We start from the raw sequence: 18,971 nt of genomic DNA on the forward strand, positions 1-18,971 counted from the left end.
GGTCGGCCCCCCACGGCGAAACAGGAGACCTCGACATGACCGTCCCGGCACCCTTCAAGAGACGCCTGAGCGCCGCCCTCACCATGGTGCTGCTGCTGGCTCTCGTCCCGGCCCTGCTGGTGCTGCGCGCCGCGCCACCCGCACAGGCCCTCGACAACGGCCTCGCGCGGACGCCCCCGATGGGCTGGAACGACTGGAACGCCTTCGGCTGCAACGTCACGGAGCAGCTCGTCGAGCAGACCGCCGACTACCTCGTCTCCTCCGGGCTCAAGGACGCCGGGTACCAGTACGTCAACATCGACGACTGCTGGATGACCTCGGCCCGCAACGCGGCGGGTCAACTCGTCCCCGATCCGGTCAAGTTCCCCGACGGCATCAGCGGCACCGCCGCCTACGTGCACAGCAAGGGCCTCAAGCTCGGCATCTACGAGAGCGCCGGCACCGCCACCTGCGCCGGCTACCCGGGCAGCCTCGGCCACGAGCAGACGGACGCCAACAGCTTCGCCGCCTGGGGCGTGGACTACCTCAAGTACGACAACTGCAACCACCAGAACGTGCCCGACCAGCAGCGCTACACCGCGATGCGCGACGCCCTCGCGGCGACCGGCCGTCCGATCGTCTACAGCCTCTGCAACTGGGGCCTCGCCGACGTGTGGACCTGGGGCGCGGGCGTCGGCAACAGCTGGCGCACCACCGACGACATCAACGTCAACTTCTCGACCGTGGTGTCGATCTACAAGGCCAACGTCAAACTCGCCGCATACGCCAAGCCGGGCGCCTGGAACGACCCCGACATGCTCGAAGTCGGCAACGGCATGTCGTTCACCGAGGACCGCACCCACTTCAGCCTCTGGTCGGAGATGGCCGCGCCCCTGATCGCCGGCACCGACCTGCGCAAGGCCACGGCCGCCACGCTCTCCCTCTACGGCAACAAGGACGTCATCGCCGTCGACCAGGACTCCCTGGGCAAACAGGGCACCGAGATCTCCAACTCCGGTGGTCTGCACGTCCTTTCCAAGCCGCTCGCCAACGGCGACGTCTCGGTGGTCCTCTTCAACGAGAACTCCTCCGCCGCCACCATCACCACCTCCGCGACGGCGGCCGGCCTCCCCTCGGCGTCCTCGTACAAGCTCAACAACCTGTGGTCGCACGTGATCAGCTCCACCACCGGCACCATCTCGGCGAGCGTCCCCGGCCACGGCTCGGTGATGTACCGGGTCTCAGCGGGCAGCGGCACCAGCGTCGGCACCACCCACCCCCTCATCGGCGCCTCCTCCAACCGCTGCCTCGACGCCTACAACGGCGAGACCACCCCCGGCACCAAGATCGAGATCTGGGACTGCGGCGGCGGCACCAACCAGGCCGTGACCATCACCGCCGCCGGTGAACTCCGGCTCTACGGCGGCACCCAGTGCCTGGACGCCTACGACAACCAGACGAGCAACGGCACCAAGGTGGACCTCTACACCTGCAATGGCGGCGCCAACCAGAAGTGGAGCCTCAACTCCAACGGCACCATCACCGGCACCCAGTCGGGCCTGTGCCTCGACGTCACCGGCGGCGACCAGCCCGCGGGCAACGTCAACGGCACCGCGCTGGAACTCTGGACCTGCAACGGCGGCGCCAACCAGCAGTGGCGCCTGGGCTGACCATCCGCAACCCCCCACCTTGATGGAGCCGGCATGAACTCAACTGCTAGACATGTCAAGCGAGTCGGGACCGGTCTGATCGCCGCCCTGGCCCTGTTCGTGCCGGTCTCCACCGGCGTCGCGACCGCCGCCCCCGAGGCGACGATCTGCAACAAGTACTGCGACGCCCGCGACCCCGCCCTCTCCCCGGTGGACCGGCAACCCGTGTCGGCCACCATCTACTCCCGCACCCTCACCCTGCACTTCGACGACACCGACGCGATGGGCTGGGCCTCGATCACCAACGGCAGCCCCGGCGACGAGGTCTGGCTCGACCGCTCCTTCGACGGCGGCCGCACCTGGAGTTCGGGCAGCAAACTCGGCGACACCACCATCCCTGCGGGGCAAGGCGGTTGGCGCACCCTGATGTACAACGTCGACGACTGGAACGCCCTCGGAGTCGGCGCCCTGCGCGCCTGCGGCAAGGCCGGCGACCGGGCCGAGATCGCCTGCACGCAGTGGGCGCGGACGACGTGGAACGCGGGCAGCCGCGCCACCGCCGCCGCCACCGCGCTGATGCAGTCCTACAACGTGGGCACCGGCCTCTTCGACACCACCGGCTGGTGGAACTCCGCCAACGCCCTGACCGCCGTCATCGACAACATCCGCGTCACCGGAATGGGCAGCTACAGGTACGCCATCGCCAACACCTACGACCGCAACCTCTCCGCCCAGGGCGGCAACTTCACCAACGACTACATCGACGACACCGGCTGGTGGGGGCTGGCCTGGGTCGACGCGTACGACCTCACCGGCGACTCCCGCTACCTCAACACCGCCCGCGCGGACGCCGATTACATGGCCCGCTACTGGGACTCGACCTGCGGCGGCGGGGTGTGGTGGAGCACCGCCAAGACCTACAAGAACGCGATCGCCAACTCCCTCTACCTGGAGCTGAACGCGGCCCTGCACAACCGCATCGCCGGCGACACGACGTACCTCGGGCGCGCCAACGCCGAGTGGTCCTGGTTCAAGGGCACCGGCATGATCAACGGCTCCCACCTGGTCAACGACGGCATCAACCTGGCGACCTGCGGCAACAACGGCGACACGACGTGGTCGTACAACCAGGGCGTGCTGCTCGGCGGCCTTTCGGAGCTGTACCGGGCGACCGGTGACTCCGGCCTCCTCACCACCGGCCGCCAGATCGGTGATGCCTCGACCACCTCGACGGCCCTCAACTCCGGTGGGATTCTGCGGGAACCGTGCGAGACGAGCGGCTGCGGTGGTGACGGGCCGTCGTTCAAGGGGGCGTACATCCGGGGACTGAGTGCCTTCAACTCCCGGCTGTCCGACCGCCCTTACACCTCGTACATCGCACGGCAGGCCACCGCCGCCTACGCGAACGACCGCAACGCCCTGGACGCGTACGGGCTGCACTGGGCCGGGCCGCTGGACTCCACCGACGCGGCCCGGCAACAGAGCGCGCTCGACCTGATGAACGCGGCGAACTGACGGTCCGTCACTTCCGTTTCGTGGCTGCCGCCAAGGCCTTGAACTCGTCCCACCGGACCCGGGGACGAGTCAGGCCGCGCCGCTCCAGATAGCGGGCGGTGGCGCGGCGGGTGTCGCGCAGGACGCGGAGGGCGTCGGTCGGGCGGCCCGCGCCCATGGGCTCCACCACCTTGGCGGGGACCAGCAGCCAGCCGTGGTCCACGGCCTTCAGGGTGCCCCGGACAAGAGCGTTGTGCATGTTGTTCAGCTGCTCGTCGTGCCGGTGCACCAGGAGCGAGGCCGGGCCTTCGGTCGCCGCGCAGTCGGCGGGCACCTCCACCGCGAAGCCGTCCCCGGCCGGTACGGGCCGGGTGCGGGCGAGCACCGGAGCCCCGGACGCGTCGCGCGCGGCGAGCACCGCCGAGGAGAAACGGGCCAGTTGGGCCGCGCCCGGCAGCAAGTGCTCGACCTCCGGGGCCTGTTGGTCCGACGCGGGGAGCGGCGGTCGTACGACGATCTGGTCAGGGGTGACGGTGATATGGAGCCGGAGGTAGTACCAGGTCGTCAACGGCCGCAGGGGAGCGGAGACGTAAGTCCTGCTGTGCGGCTGCCGTTCGAAGAGCATCCGCCAGTAGTCCTCGGCTCCCTGAGGGCCCGTCATGATCTCGTCGGGGCACTCGGCACGGCCGCCGACGAAGATCTGCGGGGCGTGGTCGAGGCCGCTGCCGGTGGGGTCGGAGAAGAGGAGGGCGACACGGCCGTCCCGGCGGATGTTCAGTGCCTTCTGCGCGAAGGCCAGGGATGTGCTCAGCAGGAGCGTGCCGTCCTTCTGCCGCCGTACGGCGGTCGGCCAGACCAGCGGTGTGCCGTCGCGGCCGAGGGTGACGAACTCGCAGGTGCGGTAGGCGTCCAGGACGTCGAGCGGCGCGGAGTCGAGAAGGGTCATCCGTTCTGCTCCCCGTCCAGCGGGCCGCGTATCGCCCGGCAGGCGGCGGCGTACTGGCGGCGGCCGACGGCCTTCCACAGCAGTCGGCCGACCAGCGGGGTCCTGCCGAGGAAGTACGCCTGCTCCGCGGGCGTGGCGTCCTCCAGGATCGCGCCGAGCGCGATCAACAGCCTGTTCCTGGGGATCCGTTCGAGACCGCGGCGCCCGACCAGGTCCCATTCCCCGACCGACAGATGCTCCGCGACCAGGGGCAGCACCAACTGCTCCTCGTCGTCGAGGTGTTCGAGCAGCACGGCGGAGTGCTGCTCCAGCGCGAGCGCCAACTCCTCGCCGGCGACGGTGTCCGCGGCCCGCTCCCACGCGGCCGTCCACTCCGTCACGACGGTCAGGCTCACGTCGATGCGCTGGTGCTGTTCCTCCATGCGGGCCACCAACCGGGCGTCCGGGGCCCGGTTCTGGAGGTGCGGCCAGATGAGGTCGTCCTCGACGGAGTGGTGGCTGTGCAGTCCGGCAACGTACTCGCGCAGGTGCTCCGCGACCTTCCTCGCGCGGGCCGTGTCGCCGTCGGGGACGGCTCGTACCAGGCGGGGCAGATACGCCGACTCGCGGCGGAAGACGCGGTGGACCACGATCATCTCGTGGGTGTACGGACGCTCGGCCGTGGGAAGTTCGTCCGTGGTGCTGGTGGGTGACACGCTTGCTTGCTCCAACGATCGGATATCGGCAACAGCCTCCCAGGGTCGTGCGCCCCTCTTGGCGTCCACTTGGCGCCCTCGGCCGCAGGCTTGTGGGAAGGGCGTTTATCGTCCGTTGACCGGGCTTCGACAGGGCTCGGGTAGATTCCCGCGCCGTGCTGCGTATTCGAGTCCTGGGTTCGTTGGGCGCCGATGACGAGGGGCGACCGGTAGGGCTCGGTGCTCCACGCCAACGGGCCGTGCTGGCGCTGCTGATCGCGGCCCGCGGCACCGTCGTGCCCGTCGACCGGATCACGGACGCGCTGTGGCGCGGGGCACCGCCGAACCGTGCCACGGTCTCCCTGCACACCTATGTGTCCCACCTGCGCCGCGCCCTCGAACCGGGCCGGCCGCCGCGCACCCCGGCGACCGTGCTGGTCACCGCGCCGCCCGGCTACGCCCTGCGGCTGCCCGAGGACGCGGTGGACGCCTGGCGCTTCGAGACCTGGGTGGCCCACGCCCGGCAGGCACCGGCCGAGGAGGCCCGCGTACTGCTCGCCGAGGCGCTCGCCTGGTGGCAGGGCCCGGCCTTCGCGGAACACGCGGACGAGGCCTGGGCCGAGCCGGAGGTGACCCGTCTGATCGCGCTGCGCGCCGAGGCCCGCGAACTCGCCGTCGCTGCCGACCTGGGCACCGGACGCCCGGCCGAGGCGGTTCCGGCCGCCGAACTCCTCGTACGGGAAAGCCCGTTGCGGGAGGAGGGATGGCGGCTGCTCGCCCTCGCCCAGTGGGCCTGCGGACGACAGGCCGACGCCCTTGCCGCACTGCGGAGCGCGACCCGGATCCTGCGCGAGGAACTCGGCTGCGACCCCGGCCCGGCACTCGCCGAACTGGAACAGGCGGTACTGGGCGGACGGCTCGACGTGCTGCGCGCGCAGGTGCCGCACCGTGCTGAACTGCGCGCCGAGCCAGGTGCGTTGGTCGCCCGGAGTGCCGAACGCCGGGCCGGGACGGGCGAGTTCGGCGGCGAAACCGGCCTCGTCCCGAGCCGCAGCGGTGAACCACGCGCCGGAGCCGCCCTCTTCGTGGGCCGCGACAGTGAACTGCACGCGGTGGACACCGCCGCGCGGGTCGCCCGGCGGCGGGGCGGTGTCGTGCTGGTCACCGGTGAGGCCGGGGCGGGCAAGTCCGCGCTGCTCGGGCGGGTCGAGGGACGACTGCGGTCGGCCGGATGGACGGTGGTCGTCGGGCGCTGCCCGCAGTACGAGGGCGCGCCGCCCGCCTGGGCCTGGGCGGAGGCGCTCGGCGCGCTCGCCCGCGAACTGCCGCCCAGCCGGCCCGACGAACTGGCCGTATTGCTGCGCGAACAGGACAGCGCGGCCGTCACGACCCGGGACGAGGCGACCGCCGGCCGCTTCCGTATGCATCGCGCCTTCGCCGCCTGGCTCCGCGCGGCGGCCGGTGAGTTCCCCCTTGCCGTCGTCCTGGAGGACCTGCACCGGGCGGACGGCGAGACCCTTGCCCTGCTCGAAGCCGCGTCCACCGTCACCGGCGTACCCGTGCTCATCGTCGCCAGTTACCGGCCCGCGGAGGCGGGGGAGCAGCTGGGCAAGACCCTCGCGCACCTCGCCCCCGTGGCGCCGCGCCGCATCGCGCTGAGCGGTCTCGCCCCGCACGACGTCGCTGCCGTGGTGGACGCCGTGTGCGGTGAACCGGTGGATCCGTGGACGGTCACCGCTCTCGCCGAACGGACCGGCGGCAACCCGTTCTACGTCCTGGAGAGCGCACGGCTGCTGGCCGGCGAGGGTGCTCTCGTCGCCGTCTCCGAGGTCCCGCAGGGCGTACGCGACGTCCTGCGCAGACGGCTCGCCCTGCTGCCCGCCACAGCCCGCGCGGCCCTGCGGCTCACGGCCGTCGTGGGCCTGGAGGCCGACGCGAGTGTCCTCGTCGACGCGGCCGACACCGACGAGGACACGGTGCTGGAGGGCCTCGACGCGGCCCTCGCCGCGGACCTGCTGACCGAATCCGGCCCGGGACGCGTCCGGTTCGTGCACGCGCTGGTCCGCGACACCGTGTACACCGACCTGTCCGGCGTACGACGGGCCCGGCTGCACGCCCGCATCGCGCAGGCGCTGCGCCGCCACCGGCCGCACGAACTCGCCGCCCTGGCCCACCACTTCGCCCATTCCGGCAACACCGCGCACGCACCTCTCGCCGTCGACTACGCGCTCCGCGCAGCGGAGGCGGCCGAACGGCGCTACGCCCACGACGTCGCCGTGGACCTGATCCAGCAGGCGATCGGGACCCGCACGGCGGCCAAAGGTCCGGCTCAACTGGAGGACACCGTAGGCCTGTTGGTGCGGTTGCTCGGCGCGCAGGTCAGGGCCGGTTCCACCGAAGCGGCCCGCCGCACCCGGCAGCGCGCCGTCGAACTCGCCGAACAGGCCGACCGGGGCGACCTGGTGGCCGCGGTCTACGGCGCCTGGACCGAACCCTCGCCCTGGCGCAGCAGACTGGAGGGCTTCTGCGACCGGACCACCCTGGAGCGCCTGGAACGACTCGCGGCCGATCCCGGCCTCGACGACCCCACCCGCGCACGGGTGTTGCAGGTCTACGTCGAGGCGGTGGCGGCCGAGAACGCGCCCCGCGCTCTGGAAGCGGCCCGTACCCAATTGGAGTTGGCCCGCGCGAACGGCGAACCACGTCTGCTCGCCGCCGCGTTGATGACCTCGGCCAGGCTTCTGCCACTGGAGACACAGGCCGCCGAGCGGACCCCGCTGGTCGCCGAACTCCGCCGCCTCGCCCACGCGCACGATCTGCCCGCCTACCGCTGGATCCCCGAACACCTCGACGGCATGACCGCCGGCACCCTCAACGACCCCGCCGCCGTACGCCGGCACACCGGGCGGGGACTCGAACTCGCCCACCGCTACCGCATGGTGTGGGCACAGGGCCTGGGCGTCGCGACCTCGGCCATGCTGGCGACGGTCGCCGGCCGCTTCGGCGCGGCTGAGGCCGGGTACGCCGAGGCCGACGTCCTCCTGCGCCGCGTCGGCTCGCACCACGCCCGCGGACTGCACACCCTGGGACTGACCACGATCCGGCTCGCCCAGGACCGGGTCGCCGAGATCGAACCGGTGATGCGGAAGGTGTACGAGACCGTCGGTGCCCCCTGCGGAGTGGCCCTCGCCCTCATCCTGGCCCGCCTCGGCAGACTCGACGAGTCACTCGCGGTGCGCTGCCCGCCGGAGCCCGTGACGGACCACCTGTACGGCCTGGAACTCGACTTCCGCGCCCAACTCGCCGTGCTGCACGGTGACTTGGACCTGGCGTCGGCACTGGTCCCGCAGCTGCTGCCGGTCCGGGACCAGCTCGCCGGCGCGGCCGGAGCCGCCTACGCGACCCGCCCCCTGGCACACGCCCTCGCCGACCTGTACCGGCTCCTGGGCGAGGACGCTCCGGCCGCCGACAACTACACCCTGGCCGAGCAGACCGCCCTCGCCTGGGGCTCGACCCACCTGGCCGACCGGGCCCGCGAGGCGACGGCGGCCCTGGCGGCAGCACGGGCGCGGCGCCGGACGTTCGCGACGTAGGAAGCGACGTAGGAAGGGCGAGGAGCCGACCCTTCATCCCTGTGTCCGGCCCGTCACCCCTGGCCGGTCAGCAGCCTGCGCGGATTGGCGATGCGGAAGGCGTACGCCGCCGCTCCGCCCAGCCCGTGACCAGGATGCCGCGGCGGTTCGGCGTACGGCCGGTCCGAGCCCTGGACCACGGCGTTCACACCGAGGGCGCGGACGGTCGCCTCGACGGCGGTCGGGCCGTAGGACGACGTCTCGACGAACACCCCGAGGTCGGCCCGCGCCGGTCCGCCGCCCCGGGCGGCCAGCCGTTCCCCGTGCAGCGGGGCGAGTCCGGCCAGCAGGGCGAAGCACACCCGCAGGCGCGGGTGGCGCGGCCGGCCGAAGGCGTGGAAGGCGTACCAGGCGGCGTGCATCTGCTGGACGTACGGCACCATCGCGGGCCACCAGCCGGGGTCCGCCGGGGAACCCACCGCGGGCCCCGGGTGGACGAGGAGCGGGAGGTCGCGTTCTTCGAGCAGGTCGAGGAGCGGGGCGCAGCGGTCGTAACCGGCCGCGTCCGCAAGGGAGTTGGCGGGAAGCTGGAGACCGGCGAAGCCTCGGTCGAGGTCCTTGGCGGTCGCCGTCGCGTCGATGTCCCGCACACCGGCCGCGGCCCAGGCCCCGAAGGGCTCGGGCAGCGCCGCCGCGCCGTCGTGGTAGGCGTCGAGCAGCGGCCGTGCCTCGGCCGCGGGCAGCCACTCCACGCCGATCGGGGCCGACAGCGAGATCAGCACCCGGTCGAGACCGTCGGCGGCGGCGAGTTCCGCGCGCCGGGCGATGTCATGGTCGGTCGGCGATATCTCGTAGGGCGGTTCACCGTCCAGGAACAGGGTCCAGCCGTCCAGACACGGCGGTTGGCGACGGGCGCGCAGAGCCGTCACCAGCGAAGGGGTCCACAGATGCTGGTGTACGTCGACATTGGTCATGTCGCTTCTCCCGCCAAGGCGTTGAGTGTGCCCGTCGACGACGACCACGGTCACCCATGGTCTCTCCCCATGTCCTGTCATGAGTGAACCTAGCCCCTGGGCCGCCGATGATCGAGTGGTGGGGAGCGGGGGCCGGGCGTACCGTCGAACGGTGAGCATCCGGTGGGCGTGACCGTCCACCGTCCCCTCGCGAGTGCGAAGCACCATGAGCAGCGGCCCTCGGCAGGTCTCCCCAGCGCAGAACGCCACCACCCGGGACAAGGGCGGTGGCGGAAGCACCATGGCGCTGCTGGTCATCGCGGCCTGTCAACTCATGGTGGTCCTCGACATCACCATCGTGAACATCGCGCTCCCGCACATCCAGAGCTCCCTGGGGTTCTCCACCACCAGCCTGGCCTGGGTCGTCAACGCCTACACCCTCACCTTCGGCGGTCTGCTGCTGCTCGGCGGCAGGGCGGGCGACATCCTCGGCCGGCGGCGGGTGTTCGTGTTCGGCGTGCTGCTCTTCGTGGTCGCCTCCCTGCTCGGCGGGCTCTCCCAGAACTCCGGCGAACTCCTCGCCGCCCGTGCCCTCCAGGGCGTCGGCGGTGCCATCGCCTCCCCGACGTCCCTGGCCCTCATCAGCACGACGTTCCGCGAAGGACCGGAGCGCAACCGGGCGTTCGGGGTCTTCGCCGGTGTCTCGGCGGGCGGCGGCGCGATCGGGCTGCTGATGGGCGGGATCCTCGTCGAGTGGCTGAACTGGCGGTGGGTGCTCTTCGTCAACGTGCCCATCGGACTGCTCATCGTCCTCGCCACCCCGCGCTGGATCCGCGAGTCCGAACGCCACCCGGGCCACTTCGACATCACCGGCGCGCTGACCTCCACCGTGGGCATGGTGCTGCTGGTCTACGGCTTCATCCGGGCCGCGCAGGAGGGCTGGAGCGACTGGCTCACCCTGGCCTCGTTCGGCGCGGCCGTCGTCGTCCTCGCCGCGTTCATCATGGTCGAGCGGCGCTCCCGGCAGCCGATCACCCCGCTGCACATGTTCCGCGACCGCAACCGGGCGGGCACGTACGCGATCATGCTCTGCCTCTCCGCGGCGATCTTCGGCATGTTCTTCTTCCTCACCCTCTTCGTGCAGGACGTGCTGGGCTTCAGCCCGCTCATGGCCGGCATCGCCTTCCTGCCGGTGAGTGCCGTGATCGCGGTCGGCGCGGGGCTCGCCTCACGGTTCCTGCCGACGTACGGGCCCAAGCCGTTCATGGTGGTGGGCGCGGTCCTCGCCGCCGGGGGCCTGTCCTGGCTCACGCTGACGGACGTCCACTCCACCTACGCGGGCAGTGTCCTCGGCCCGATGCTGGTGTTCAGCCTGGGCATGGGCATGGAGTTCGTCTCGCTGACCCTGATGGCGCTCTCCGACGTCCCCGTCCAGGAGACCGGCGCGGCCTCCGGACTCCTCAACGCCATGCAGCAGGTGGGCGGTTCGCTCGGACTGTCCATCCTGGTCACGATGTTCGGCACCGCCAGCAGGAACGAGGCGAAGGACCAGATCCCCGCGTTCCTCTCCCAGGCGACCCCTGCCGAACGCCTCCGCTTCCAGCGCACCGGTCAACTCCCGGGCACCTGGGGCGATCAGGTCCTCACCTCCGGTGCGTCGGCCGCCTTCGTGGTGGCCGCGATCTTCACCGTGATCGCCGCGCTGATCGCCGTCGTCGTCATCCAGGTACGCCCCTCCGACCTGGAACGCCTCAAGGGCGGCACGGGAGTGGGGCCCGTCTGAGCGTCAACTCCCCTGATACGGCGGCTCCTTCGGGATCCGCTGCTCGAACCACACCACCTTGCCCGCGCTCAGCCGCGTCGCCCCCCAGCGCTGCGCGAGCCGGTCCACGAGGAACAGTCCCCGACCGCCCTCGTCGCCCGGCTCCGCCTCCCGCATCCGGGGCACCTGGGGCGAGTCGTCGGTCACCTCGCAGCGCAGCACGTCGGTCCGCAGCAGCCGTAGCGAGATCGGCCGCGAGGCGTACCGCACGGCGTTCGTGACGACCTCGCTGACCATGAGTTCCGTGGTGTCGAGCAGGGCGTCCAGGCCCCAGCGGCGCAGCACCCGACGGGTCAGCCGGCGGGCCTGGCCCGCGGTGAGCGGGTGCGGGTCGAGATGCCAGTAGCCGACGCTGTCCGGCGGGAAACCCTCGAAGCGGGCCGTCAGCAGCGCGATGTCGTCGTCGCGGGGACCCGGCGCCAGTGCGGCCAGGATGCGGTCGCACAGCCGCTCCAGCGAGGACAGGCGGTGTCCGTGCCGGGTGGACTGGAGGTGGGTGCGCAGGGCCTCGACGCCCGTCCCCACGTCCACGTCCCGGGACTCGACCAGGCCGTCGGTGTAGAGCACCAGGGTGGTGCCGGTGGGCGCGGGCATCTCCACCGACTCGAAGACGACTCCGCCGACGCCGATCGGGGCGCCCGGCGGGACCCGCAGGACCTCCGCCTGGCCGTTCGGGCGCAGCAGCACCGCGGGCGGGTGGCCGGCGTTGGCCATGAGGAGACGGTGCGAGATCGGGTCGTAGATCGCGTACAGACAGGTCGCGATGTGGTCGCTGCCCAGCCGCTGGGCCTGTTCGTCGAGGTGGTGCAGGACCTCGTGCGGGGGCAGGTCGAGACCGGCGAGGGTCTGCACGATGGTGCGCAGCTGGCCCATGATCGCGGCCGAGGTCATGGAGTGGCCCATGACGTCGCCGACGATCAGCGCGACCCGGTTGCCGGGCAGCGGTATCGCGTCGTACCAGTCGCCGCCGACCTGCGCGGTCTTCGACGCGGGCAGATAGCGGCTGGCCAGCTGGACACCGGTCGGCTCGGGCAGCGAGGACGGGAGCATCGTGTGCTGGAGCGTGTCCGCGACGGAGGCCTCGTGGCCGTACATCACCGCCTTCTGGACGCCGATCGCGGTGTGCGTGGCCAGCTGGGAGGCGACGAGGAGGTCGTCGCCGGTGAAGACGGCACGGTCGGGGCGGCGCAGCAGGACGACGGTCCCCATGACGTGGTGGCGGCCGTGCAGCGGGGCGATGATCAGCCTCCGGCCCTGCGGCAGCGTCCCCGGCGCGCTCGCCGCGGGTCCCAGCAGCTCGGCCACCGCGGGCCCGATGGCGTCCGCGTCGCCGAAGGCCGGCTGCCCGGCCAGCAGCAGCTTCGCGAGCCGTCCGTCGACCACCGGCTGCACCCGGTCGGTAACGTCCGCGTCCTCGGCGTGCGGCATCAGCAGCGCGCTCCTCGCCTCCGGCGCCCGGTCGACGCTGTGCAGCTGCAGGACGACGGGCGCGGACGACTTCTCGTCCCCGACGGGCAGCGGATCGTGCAGGTGGATGACGATCGCGTCCGCGAAGGCGGGCACCGCCGCCCACCGCAGCTCCCGCAGCGTCTCGTCCAGGTCCATCCCGCGGGCGATCCGCCGGGTCGCCACGTCCAGGTACTGGAGCCGGTCGGTCTGCGCCGCGGGCGCGAGAGGCACCCGGTCCCATACCGGATCCGGCGGCGGGACCGGCGCCGGGCCGCTCGCCGGACCGCCTCGCCGGGCGGTTCCGGCGGGGCCTTCGCGGGGGCTGTGTGGCTCCGTCACGCTTCGTCCCGTCCACTGGTGCGGCACAGCCGCCGGGTCGGTGCTACGGCCTCAGTCGCGCCGTCGGCAGCAGAGGAAGACCTGTTCCTCGGGCGGCACGTCGGCGACCGCCGGGGCGTAGGTGTAGGAGGTCTCCTTCACGATCTCGAAGCCCGCGTCGTCCAGGATCTTGTGCAGGTCGTCGAGGAGATAGCCGGAGACCCTGATCGTGTTGCCGAGGAACGGGATCGCGAAGTCGTCCACATGCGCCTCCACCATCGACAGGGCGAACAGACCGCCCGGGGCCAGCAGGTGGTGGATCGTGCGCAGGGCGAGGGGGATCTCCGCGCGCGGCAGCATCAGCAGGGAGAAGAACGCGGCGACGGCGTCGAAACGGCCCAGGTCGGTGGGCCCGCCCGGGCGCAGGTCGGCCAGGTCGAGCTGGTGGAACGTGCCGGCCGGGACGTACTTCCGGGACAGCTCCACCATCCGCCGGGACAGGTCCACGCCCACCAGTTCGAAGCCGGCCTCCGTCAGCTGCCGGGCGGTCGGCACACCGGTGCCGCTGCCGAGGTCCAGCACCCGGGAGCCCGCACCGAGGGACTCGATCAGCCAGTCACCTGCGGCGATCTGGCCCTCCTTGTGCGGGAAGGCCTCGTCGTAGCGGTCCCCGATGGCGTCGAAGGCCTCGGCCTGACCCGAGCGGTCGAGCCGCAGCCTGCTGTAGTCGGCCCCGTCGTTCGCTCTGCTCACTGGAGTGGCCTTTCATCCGCGCATAGAGGATTGTCCCACAAGTGGGGAAAGCGCGTTTCAAGTGGGAGAACGCCGTGAGGGGTGCCCTGGGGCACCCCTCACGGAACGTCTGGGGCGAGGAAAGCGAACGGGCTGGAATTCTTTGCAAGAAGGTGAGAAGGAAGCCCGTTCATGGCCTCGCCACGGCTGACGTTAGCAGTCAGGCGGGGATCAGGTCGCGCAGATTCTCCAGGGTCACGATCCGCGAGCCCTCGGGCAGCCCGTCCGGGCGCCGCAGGCCGATGTAGGTCACCGGACCGTCGTCCGGCACCGGCCCGCCGTCCCACAGCGTCACCTCGGTCGCCTCCCCGGTCATCAGCTCGACGAGATGCCACACCGTGAGCTGCTCACGCTCGACGATGCCGCGCAGCAGGTTCGCCACCGTCACCCGGTTCTCCTCCACCCGGTTCGCCGCCGGGCTGCCCTTGAGGTACAGGTGCAGCCACTTCGCCCGCCAACGGCCGTTCTCCCCGCGCAGGAACACCAGCGGCAGCGCGACCCGCCCCGCTCCGCGCAGCTCCGACTTCATCCGCACGGTCCGCGGCTCGAACGGCCGCCCCTTCTGCTCGCCCTCGCGCAGCATGAACCCGAAGAACGACTCCTCGACCTCCTCGAAGCCCTCGCCCGCGAAGATGTTGACCTGCGGCACGACGAACGCCCCGCGCACGGTGCCCAGCCGCAGATCGATGAACTCCGAGGCCCCGTCCGGCGCTTCGACGATGTCACCGGAGTGCTCACCCTCGACCCCGGTGAGCGAGGTGTACGACAGCCAAGTCTTCGCCGAGTAGTCCGCGTCGAGTATCAGCGCCGACAGATCGAAGTCGGTCCGCTGCTCGGACTCCTTCCAGTACACGAAGAAGCGCAGCAACTCGCCCTCCACCACCGACACGGACCCGCGCGGCAGCACCCCGAGCCCGGCCGCCGTCGCCTTCCCGCTCAACGGCAGCGCCACGTCGAGCACGTCCGGATCGATCAACAGCCGCTCCGGAGAAGGCAGTCGACGCCGCGTCTCGTCGTCCAGCACAGCGATCAGCCGCGCCCGCTCCTCCGGTCCTACGACCTTCCGCCCGTCGTCGGTCACCCAGGCACGGCCGCGCCGGTTCACGAACACCCGCAACTCCCCGGTCTCCCGGGCCCTGTTGTGCAGATGCTCGCGCACCGACAGCACCACCCGGCCCGACACCTCGGGCGCCACCTCCTCGGCGGCGGCCGTCACGGCGTCCCGCTCCTCCTGTGTGAGCGCGGTGCGCACGAGCCGGTCCAGCGCGCGGAACAGCTTGCCGGGCGCGGACTTCAGCAGCTTCACCGCCCCCAACACGTCGTTCGCCGCGAGGAGTTCCTCGACCCGGCCGTCGAACGACCGAACCTTCAGTTCACCCCGCGCGGCCGCGAACACGTCGGCGGCGTGCGGCCACCGCGGATACTCGTGCGGGTGCAGCCGCTCACCGAGCCGCTTCCACTCCTCGCGGTGCGCGGCCACGTCGGCGAGCTTGGCGGGCGACGCGGCGACCACCGCGTCAAGACCGGCGAGCAGCGCCCGCCGCACCGGACGCGACAGCGACCGGAAGCGGGTCGGCTCCGCCAGCGTCACATCGCCGTCCGAGAGCGCGCAGGCCAGCCGCAGCACATCGGTGACGGTGTCCAGCAGCAGGCCCGAACCCACCTTGAGGCGGGCCTGGTTGACGACCGCGCGGTTCTCCCGGACCGGGATCGCCTCGGGCTGCGGCCCGTCGGCACACCGCTCGGCCAGCGCCCGCAGATCGTGCAGGTGCTCCTCGCCGAGCGGAGTGACGCTGCCCGCCAACGCCAGGTACAGGGCGGTGAGTTCATCCGCTACGTCGCCGCCCGGGTGCAGCACCGTGATCCGGTCGCCGGCCGCCGCGATCAACTCGTCCTGGGCGGCGAGCATTTCGGCGTACGTGTGCTGGTACCGGCCGTAGGTCGGCAGGTCGAGCAGGTTCACCACGCCGGACCGCAACTGCTTGAGCGTCGCGGACGAGGTCTCCTCGTCGTGGAGCGCGTCGGCGATGCACGCCATCCAGAAGTCCACGGTGTCGGGCACGTCGGCCGGGAAGCCGATGAAGTACGCGTTGTGCTGGACGTGGTCGCCGACCATCTGGCGGACGGTCCGCAGCGCGCGTGTGGCGATACCGGTGACCGTCTCCTCGGACAGCCCCGACAGCCGCTCCAGCAACTCCGGGGAGAGCTTGAAGCCCACGGAGAGCAGCGCGGCGTCGAACTGCCGCGCGACGGCGGCGCCTTCACCCACGGGACCCGTGGGCGTGGGGACGCGGAGCGTGTGCCGGATGACCAGTGGTTCGAGTCGGTCGATCATTCCGACATGCTCCCAGAACCGAACAAGCGCGCGCATTCGGGTTTCGCGTTCCTGGGGTCAGCCGACCAGCCAGTCGTACGCCACCCGCGCGCTGAACTCCGCCTGGCCGCCCCGCAGCAGCAGCCCCGCCGTGGTGAACTCGGGGGCGTCGGCCTGTGCGGTCACGTACGGGATCGCGATGCAGCGCATGCCGGCCGCGTGCGCCGCCGCCGCGCCCGGAGCCGCGTCCTCCAGGACGACGCAGTCGGCCGGAGCCGCCCCGAGCCTGCGGGCGGCCTCCAGGAAGACGTCCGGCGCCGGCTTGCCCCGCGCCACCTCGTCCGCGGAGACCACCGTCCGCAGCACCGCGTCGAGCCCGGTCCCCGACAGGATCGCCTCGATCGCCTCCGGCGACGAACCCGAGGCCACCGCCATCGGCACCCCCTCGGCAGCCAGCAGCTCCACGAACTTCCGCATCTCCGGATACGCGTGCGTGGCGGCCCGGGCCAGCGCCAGATAACGGCTGTTCGTCTCCGCGAGCAGCTCCTCCACCGGCGCTTTCAGGCCGTGGCGCTCTTTGAGGAGGGCGAGGGTCTCCTGGGTGCTGATGCCGACGAAGCGCTCGTGCTGAGCCCAGGTGAAGTCCGGGGCGCCGTGCTCGGCGAGGGTCCCCCGGGTGGCTTCGTAGTAGTTCGGCTCGCTGTCCACGAGTGTTCCGTCGAGATCGAAGATGACCGAGAGGCCGCCGAGGTTGCTCATGGGTTCAGGATGCCAAGGGGTGCCGACGGATGCCGACGGATGCCGAGGGGGCTACTTCCCGGCCGCGCGGCCGACCGCCTCCACCAGTGGCAGCAACCGGTGCGGGACCCGCTCGCGCAACACCATCTCCGTACGCGTGCGGACCACCCCCGGCAGACTGATCAGTCGCTGGATCACATCCTCCAGATGGCCGTTGTCCCGCGCCACGACCCGGGTGAGCAGATCCCCGCCACCCGTGATCGAGAACGCCTCCACGATCTCCGGTACGGCGGCCAGCGCGTCCCCCACCTCGTCGAGATGCCCCTGCGTGACCTCGATGTGCACGAACGCGAGCACCGGGTGGCCGAGGGCGGCGGGGGACAGGAAGGGGCCCGTGCCGGTGATCACCCCGTCCCGCTCCATCCGGTCCAGCCGGGCCTGGAGCGTGCCCCGGGCGACGCCGAGGAGGCGGGCGTACTCGCGCACGCTGGTACGCGGCTGCTCCAGGAGCAGTCGCAGGATGCGGGTGTCGAGTTCGTCCACGCTCATGAGGCATGACTGTACCAATGGCTCAATCGAATAGCACTGTGCCAATGGTTCAGTGATTCAGGAGTCACTTGAGCCAGGCTGTCGAGTGGTGTTGTGATGGGTGCGTCGATGGCGCTGCGGACCTCCGCGGCGCCTTTTTCGTGCGGGCGTGCGCAAGGGGCGGGGAAGCAGTGCTGAAGCGGGTGTTCGTGGCTCCGGACCCGGGGCGGACGCGGTGGCGTTTCGCCGCGCGGGCCGTGCTCGGTATCGGCCTCGCGGTGGTGGTGTGCGGGCTGACCGGACAGTCCCTCGCGGGTGCCGTGACCGGCGGCCTCGCCGCACTGCTCGCCCTGTTCACGGTCACGGACGCCACGGTGCGCGGACAGGCCGTCACCACCGTCCTTCTGCCCTGCGTGGGCCTCCCGGTGCTCGCCGCAGCGGCCGAACTGCACGCCCACCCCGTCGCCCGCGACCTCACCTTCCTCGCCGTCGTCGGCGCCGGCGTCTACGCCCGCCGCTGGGGACCGCGCGGCCACAGCCTCGGTGTGTTCGCGTTCATGACCTTCTTCGTGGCCCAGTTCCTGCACGCGACGACTGACCAACTGCCCGCGCTCTACGCCGCCGTGGCCCTCTCCGTGCTCACCGCGGCAACGGTCCGCTTCGGCCTGTGGTGCTACGAGCGCCGACTGCCCCCGCCCGCCGCACCGGCCCCGCCGACCGGCCGCGGCCTGGCCCGGGTCACCACCCGACAGGCCGTCCAGGCGACCGCCGGCGCCGGATTCGCCCTCGTGGTGGGCCAGTTGGTGTCCGGCCAGCGCTGGTACTGGGCCGTCGGCGCCACCTGGTGGATCTTCGTCAACACCGCCTCGCGCGGCGAGACCGTGGTCCGAGGCTTCCGCCGCGTCCTCGGCACGGTCCTCGGCATCGCCCTCGGCCTCCTCATCGCCGTACCGGTCCACGGCGCCCCCGTCCCCACCGCGATCCTGGTCGCCGCCTGCGTCTTCGGCATCTTCTACTCGGCGGCCGTCTCCTACACGTGGATGATGCTCTCGGTGACCTTGATGGCAGAGCTGCTCTACGGCCTCCTCGGCGTCCTGACGCCCGGCCTGCTGGCCCTGCGGTTCGCCGAGACCGGCGTCGGCGCGCTCGGCGCCGTACTGTCCGTCCTGCTGGTGCTCCCGGTCACCACGCACACCACCACGGACGCCTGGATCCAGCGCGCTCTGCGCTGCGTGCACACCTGCACCGCCGAGGCCGCCGCCCGCCTCGCCGGCTCCGGCCGCGCCGACCCCGCCGCACGCATCGCCGAACTCGAACAACTCCTCGGCCGGGTACGGCTCTCCGTCGCACCCCTCGTGCACCCGCTGAACCCGATGCTCGGCCGCAAACGCCGTGCCCGCCGGGTGCTGGCCCTGCTCGACGACTGCGCCCACGAGATCCGCGGCCTGGCCACGGTGGCCGCCGACCCGCGGGCCTCCCACGACACCCGCCTCGCCGCCGCCTGCCGCCGCGTCGAGACCGCGGTCGAGGCGCTCACCGACGGCGATCCGTCGCCGCTCACGACGACTGCGGCCGCGCCACCGGCGGAACCCGCGCTGGCCCATCTCCATGGGCTGGAGCGGGCCCTCGCGGAACTCGCGGGTCCGCTGCGGGTGCGGTCGGGTTCGCGGTTCGTGGCGGCTTGAGTGGGTTCGGCCCGGTGAGAGTGAGCCTCGCGAGCCGAGCCTGCACGGCCGCCGCGTC

The 18,971-nt window shown here is 71.8% G+C and carries 13 protein-coding genes; 5 read left to right on the forward strand and 8 right to left on the reverse strand.

From position 1 onward, the window contains the following. Positions 1–35 precede the first annotated feature (35 nt). Positions 36–1,649 carry a glycoside hydrolase family 27 protein gene (locus ACIBJH_RS34530; RefSeq protein WP_399120854.1) on the forward strand — a complete coding sequence of 538 codons (1,614 nt, stop codon included), beginning with the start codon at positions 36–38 and terminating at the stop codon, positions 1,647–1,649. A 33-nt stretch (positions 1,650–1,682) separates the two neighbouring features. Next, positions 1,683–3,143, forward strand: a complete 1,461-nt coding sequence (locus ACIBJH_RS34535; RefSeq protein WP_399120855.1) for a glycoside hydrolase family 76 protein — start codon at positions 1,683–1,685, stop codon at positions 3,141–3,143. A 7-nt stretch (positions 3,144–3,150) separates the two neighbouring features. Here ACIBJH_RS34535 and ACIBJH_RS34540 read toward each other — a convergent pair whose 3' ends face one another. After that, on the reverse strand, positions 3,151–4,068 hold the full coding sequence (locus ACIBJH_RS34540) for a pyridoxamine 5'-phosphate oxidase family protein (protein ID WP_399120856.1): 918 nt from the start codon (positions 4,066–4,068) through the stop codon (positions 3,151–3,153). Next, positions 4,065–4,763, reverse strand: a complete 699-nt coding sequence (locus ACIBJH_RS34545) for a hemerythrin domain-containing protein (RefSeq protein ID WP_399120857.1) — start codon at positions 4,761–4,763, stop codon at positions 4,065–4,067. The genes ACIBJH_RS34540 and ACIBJH_RS34545 overlap by 4 nt, the downstream gene beginning before the upstream one ends. Positions 4,764–4,918: 155 nt before the next feature. Between ACIBJH_RS34545 and ACIBJH_RS34550 the strand changes: the two genes are divergently transcribed. Continuing rightward, a complete protein-coding gene (locus ACIBJH_RS34550; protein WP_399120858.1) occupies positions 4,919–8,335 on the forward strand; it encodes a BTAD domain-containing putative transcriptional regulator in 3,417 nt (1,138 codons plus the stop codon). Positions 8,336–8,388: 53 nt separating this feature from the next. Here the strand turns inward: ACIBJH_RS34550 and ACIBJH_RS34555 are convergent, their stop codons facing one another. Continuing rightward, entirely contained in the window at positions 8,389–9,288 is a 900-nt protein-coding gene (locus tag ACIBJH_RS34555) for an amidohydrolase (RefSeq protein WP_399120859.1), read from the reverse strand. A gap of 280 nt (positions 9,289–9,568) precedes the next feature. Between ACIBJH_RS34555 and ACIBJH_RS34560 the strand changes: the two genes are divergently transcribed. After that, entirely contained in the window at positions 9,569–11,050 is a 1,482-nt protein-coding gene (locus ACIBJH_RS34560) for an MFS transporter (RefSeq protein WP_399120995.1), read from the forward strand. Positions 11,051–11,053: 3 nt separating this feature from the next. Here the strand turns inward: ACIBJH_RS34560 and ACIBJH_RS34565 are convergent, their stop codons facing one another. The 5 genes from ACIBJH_RS34565 to ACIBJH_RS34585 form a co-directional block, all read right to left on the reverse strand. Then, the gene (locus tag ACIBJH_RS34565; protein ID WP_399120860.1) at positions 11,054–12,769 is read right to left on the reverse strand and encodes a SpoIIE family protein phosphatase; all 1,716 of its coding nucleotides are present in this window, start codon (positions 12,767–12,769) and stop codon (positions 11,054–11,056) included. Positions 12,770–12,928: 159 nt separating this feature from the next. Next, entirely contained in the window at positions 12,929–13,609 is a 681-nt protein-coding gene (locus tag ACIBJH_RS34570) for a class I SAM-dependent DNA methyltransferase (protein WP_399120861.1), read from the reverse strand. A 199-nt stretch (positions 13,610–13,808) separates the two neighbouring features. Further along, the gene (locus ACIBJH_RS34575) at positions 13,809–15,983 is read right to left on the reverse strand and encodes a hypothetical protein (protein WP_399120862.1); all 2,175 of its coding nucleotides are present in this window, start codon (positions 15,981–15,983) and stop codon (positions 13,809–13,811) included. Between the two features lie 57 nt (positions 15,984–16,040). Then, the gene (locus ACIBJH_RS34580) at positions 16,041–16,721 is read right to left on the reverse strand and encodes an HAD family hydrolase (RefSeq protein ID WP_399120863.1); all 681 of its coding nucleotides are present in this window, start codon (positions 16,719–16,721) and stop codon (positions 16,041–16,043) included. A 51-nt stretch (positions 16,722–16,772) separates the two neighbouring features. Beyond that, positions 16,773–17,249, reverse strand: a complete 477-nt coding sequence (locus ACIBJH_RS34585) for an Lrp/AsnC family transcriptional regulator (protein WP_093630529.1) — start codon at positions 17,247–17,249, stop codon at positions 16,773–16,775. 170 nt (positions 17,250–17,419) lie between these two features. Between ACIBJH_RS34585 and ACIBJH_RS34590 the strand changes: the two genes are divergently transcribed. Next, positions 17,420–18,913 carry an FUSC family protein gene (locus ACIBJH_RS34590; protein ID WP_399120864.1) on the forward strand — a complete coding sequence of 498 codons (1,494 nt, stop codon included), beginning with the start codon at positions 17,420–17,422 and terminating at the stop codon, positions 18,911–18,913. Positions 18,914–18,971: the final 58 nt, after the last annotated feature.

The organism is Streptomyces sp. NPDC050548 (assembly GCF_044457385.1).
In the GTDB taxonomy this organism is placed as follows: Bacteria; Actinomycetota; Actinomycetes; order Streptomycetales; family Streptomycetaceae; genus Streptomyces.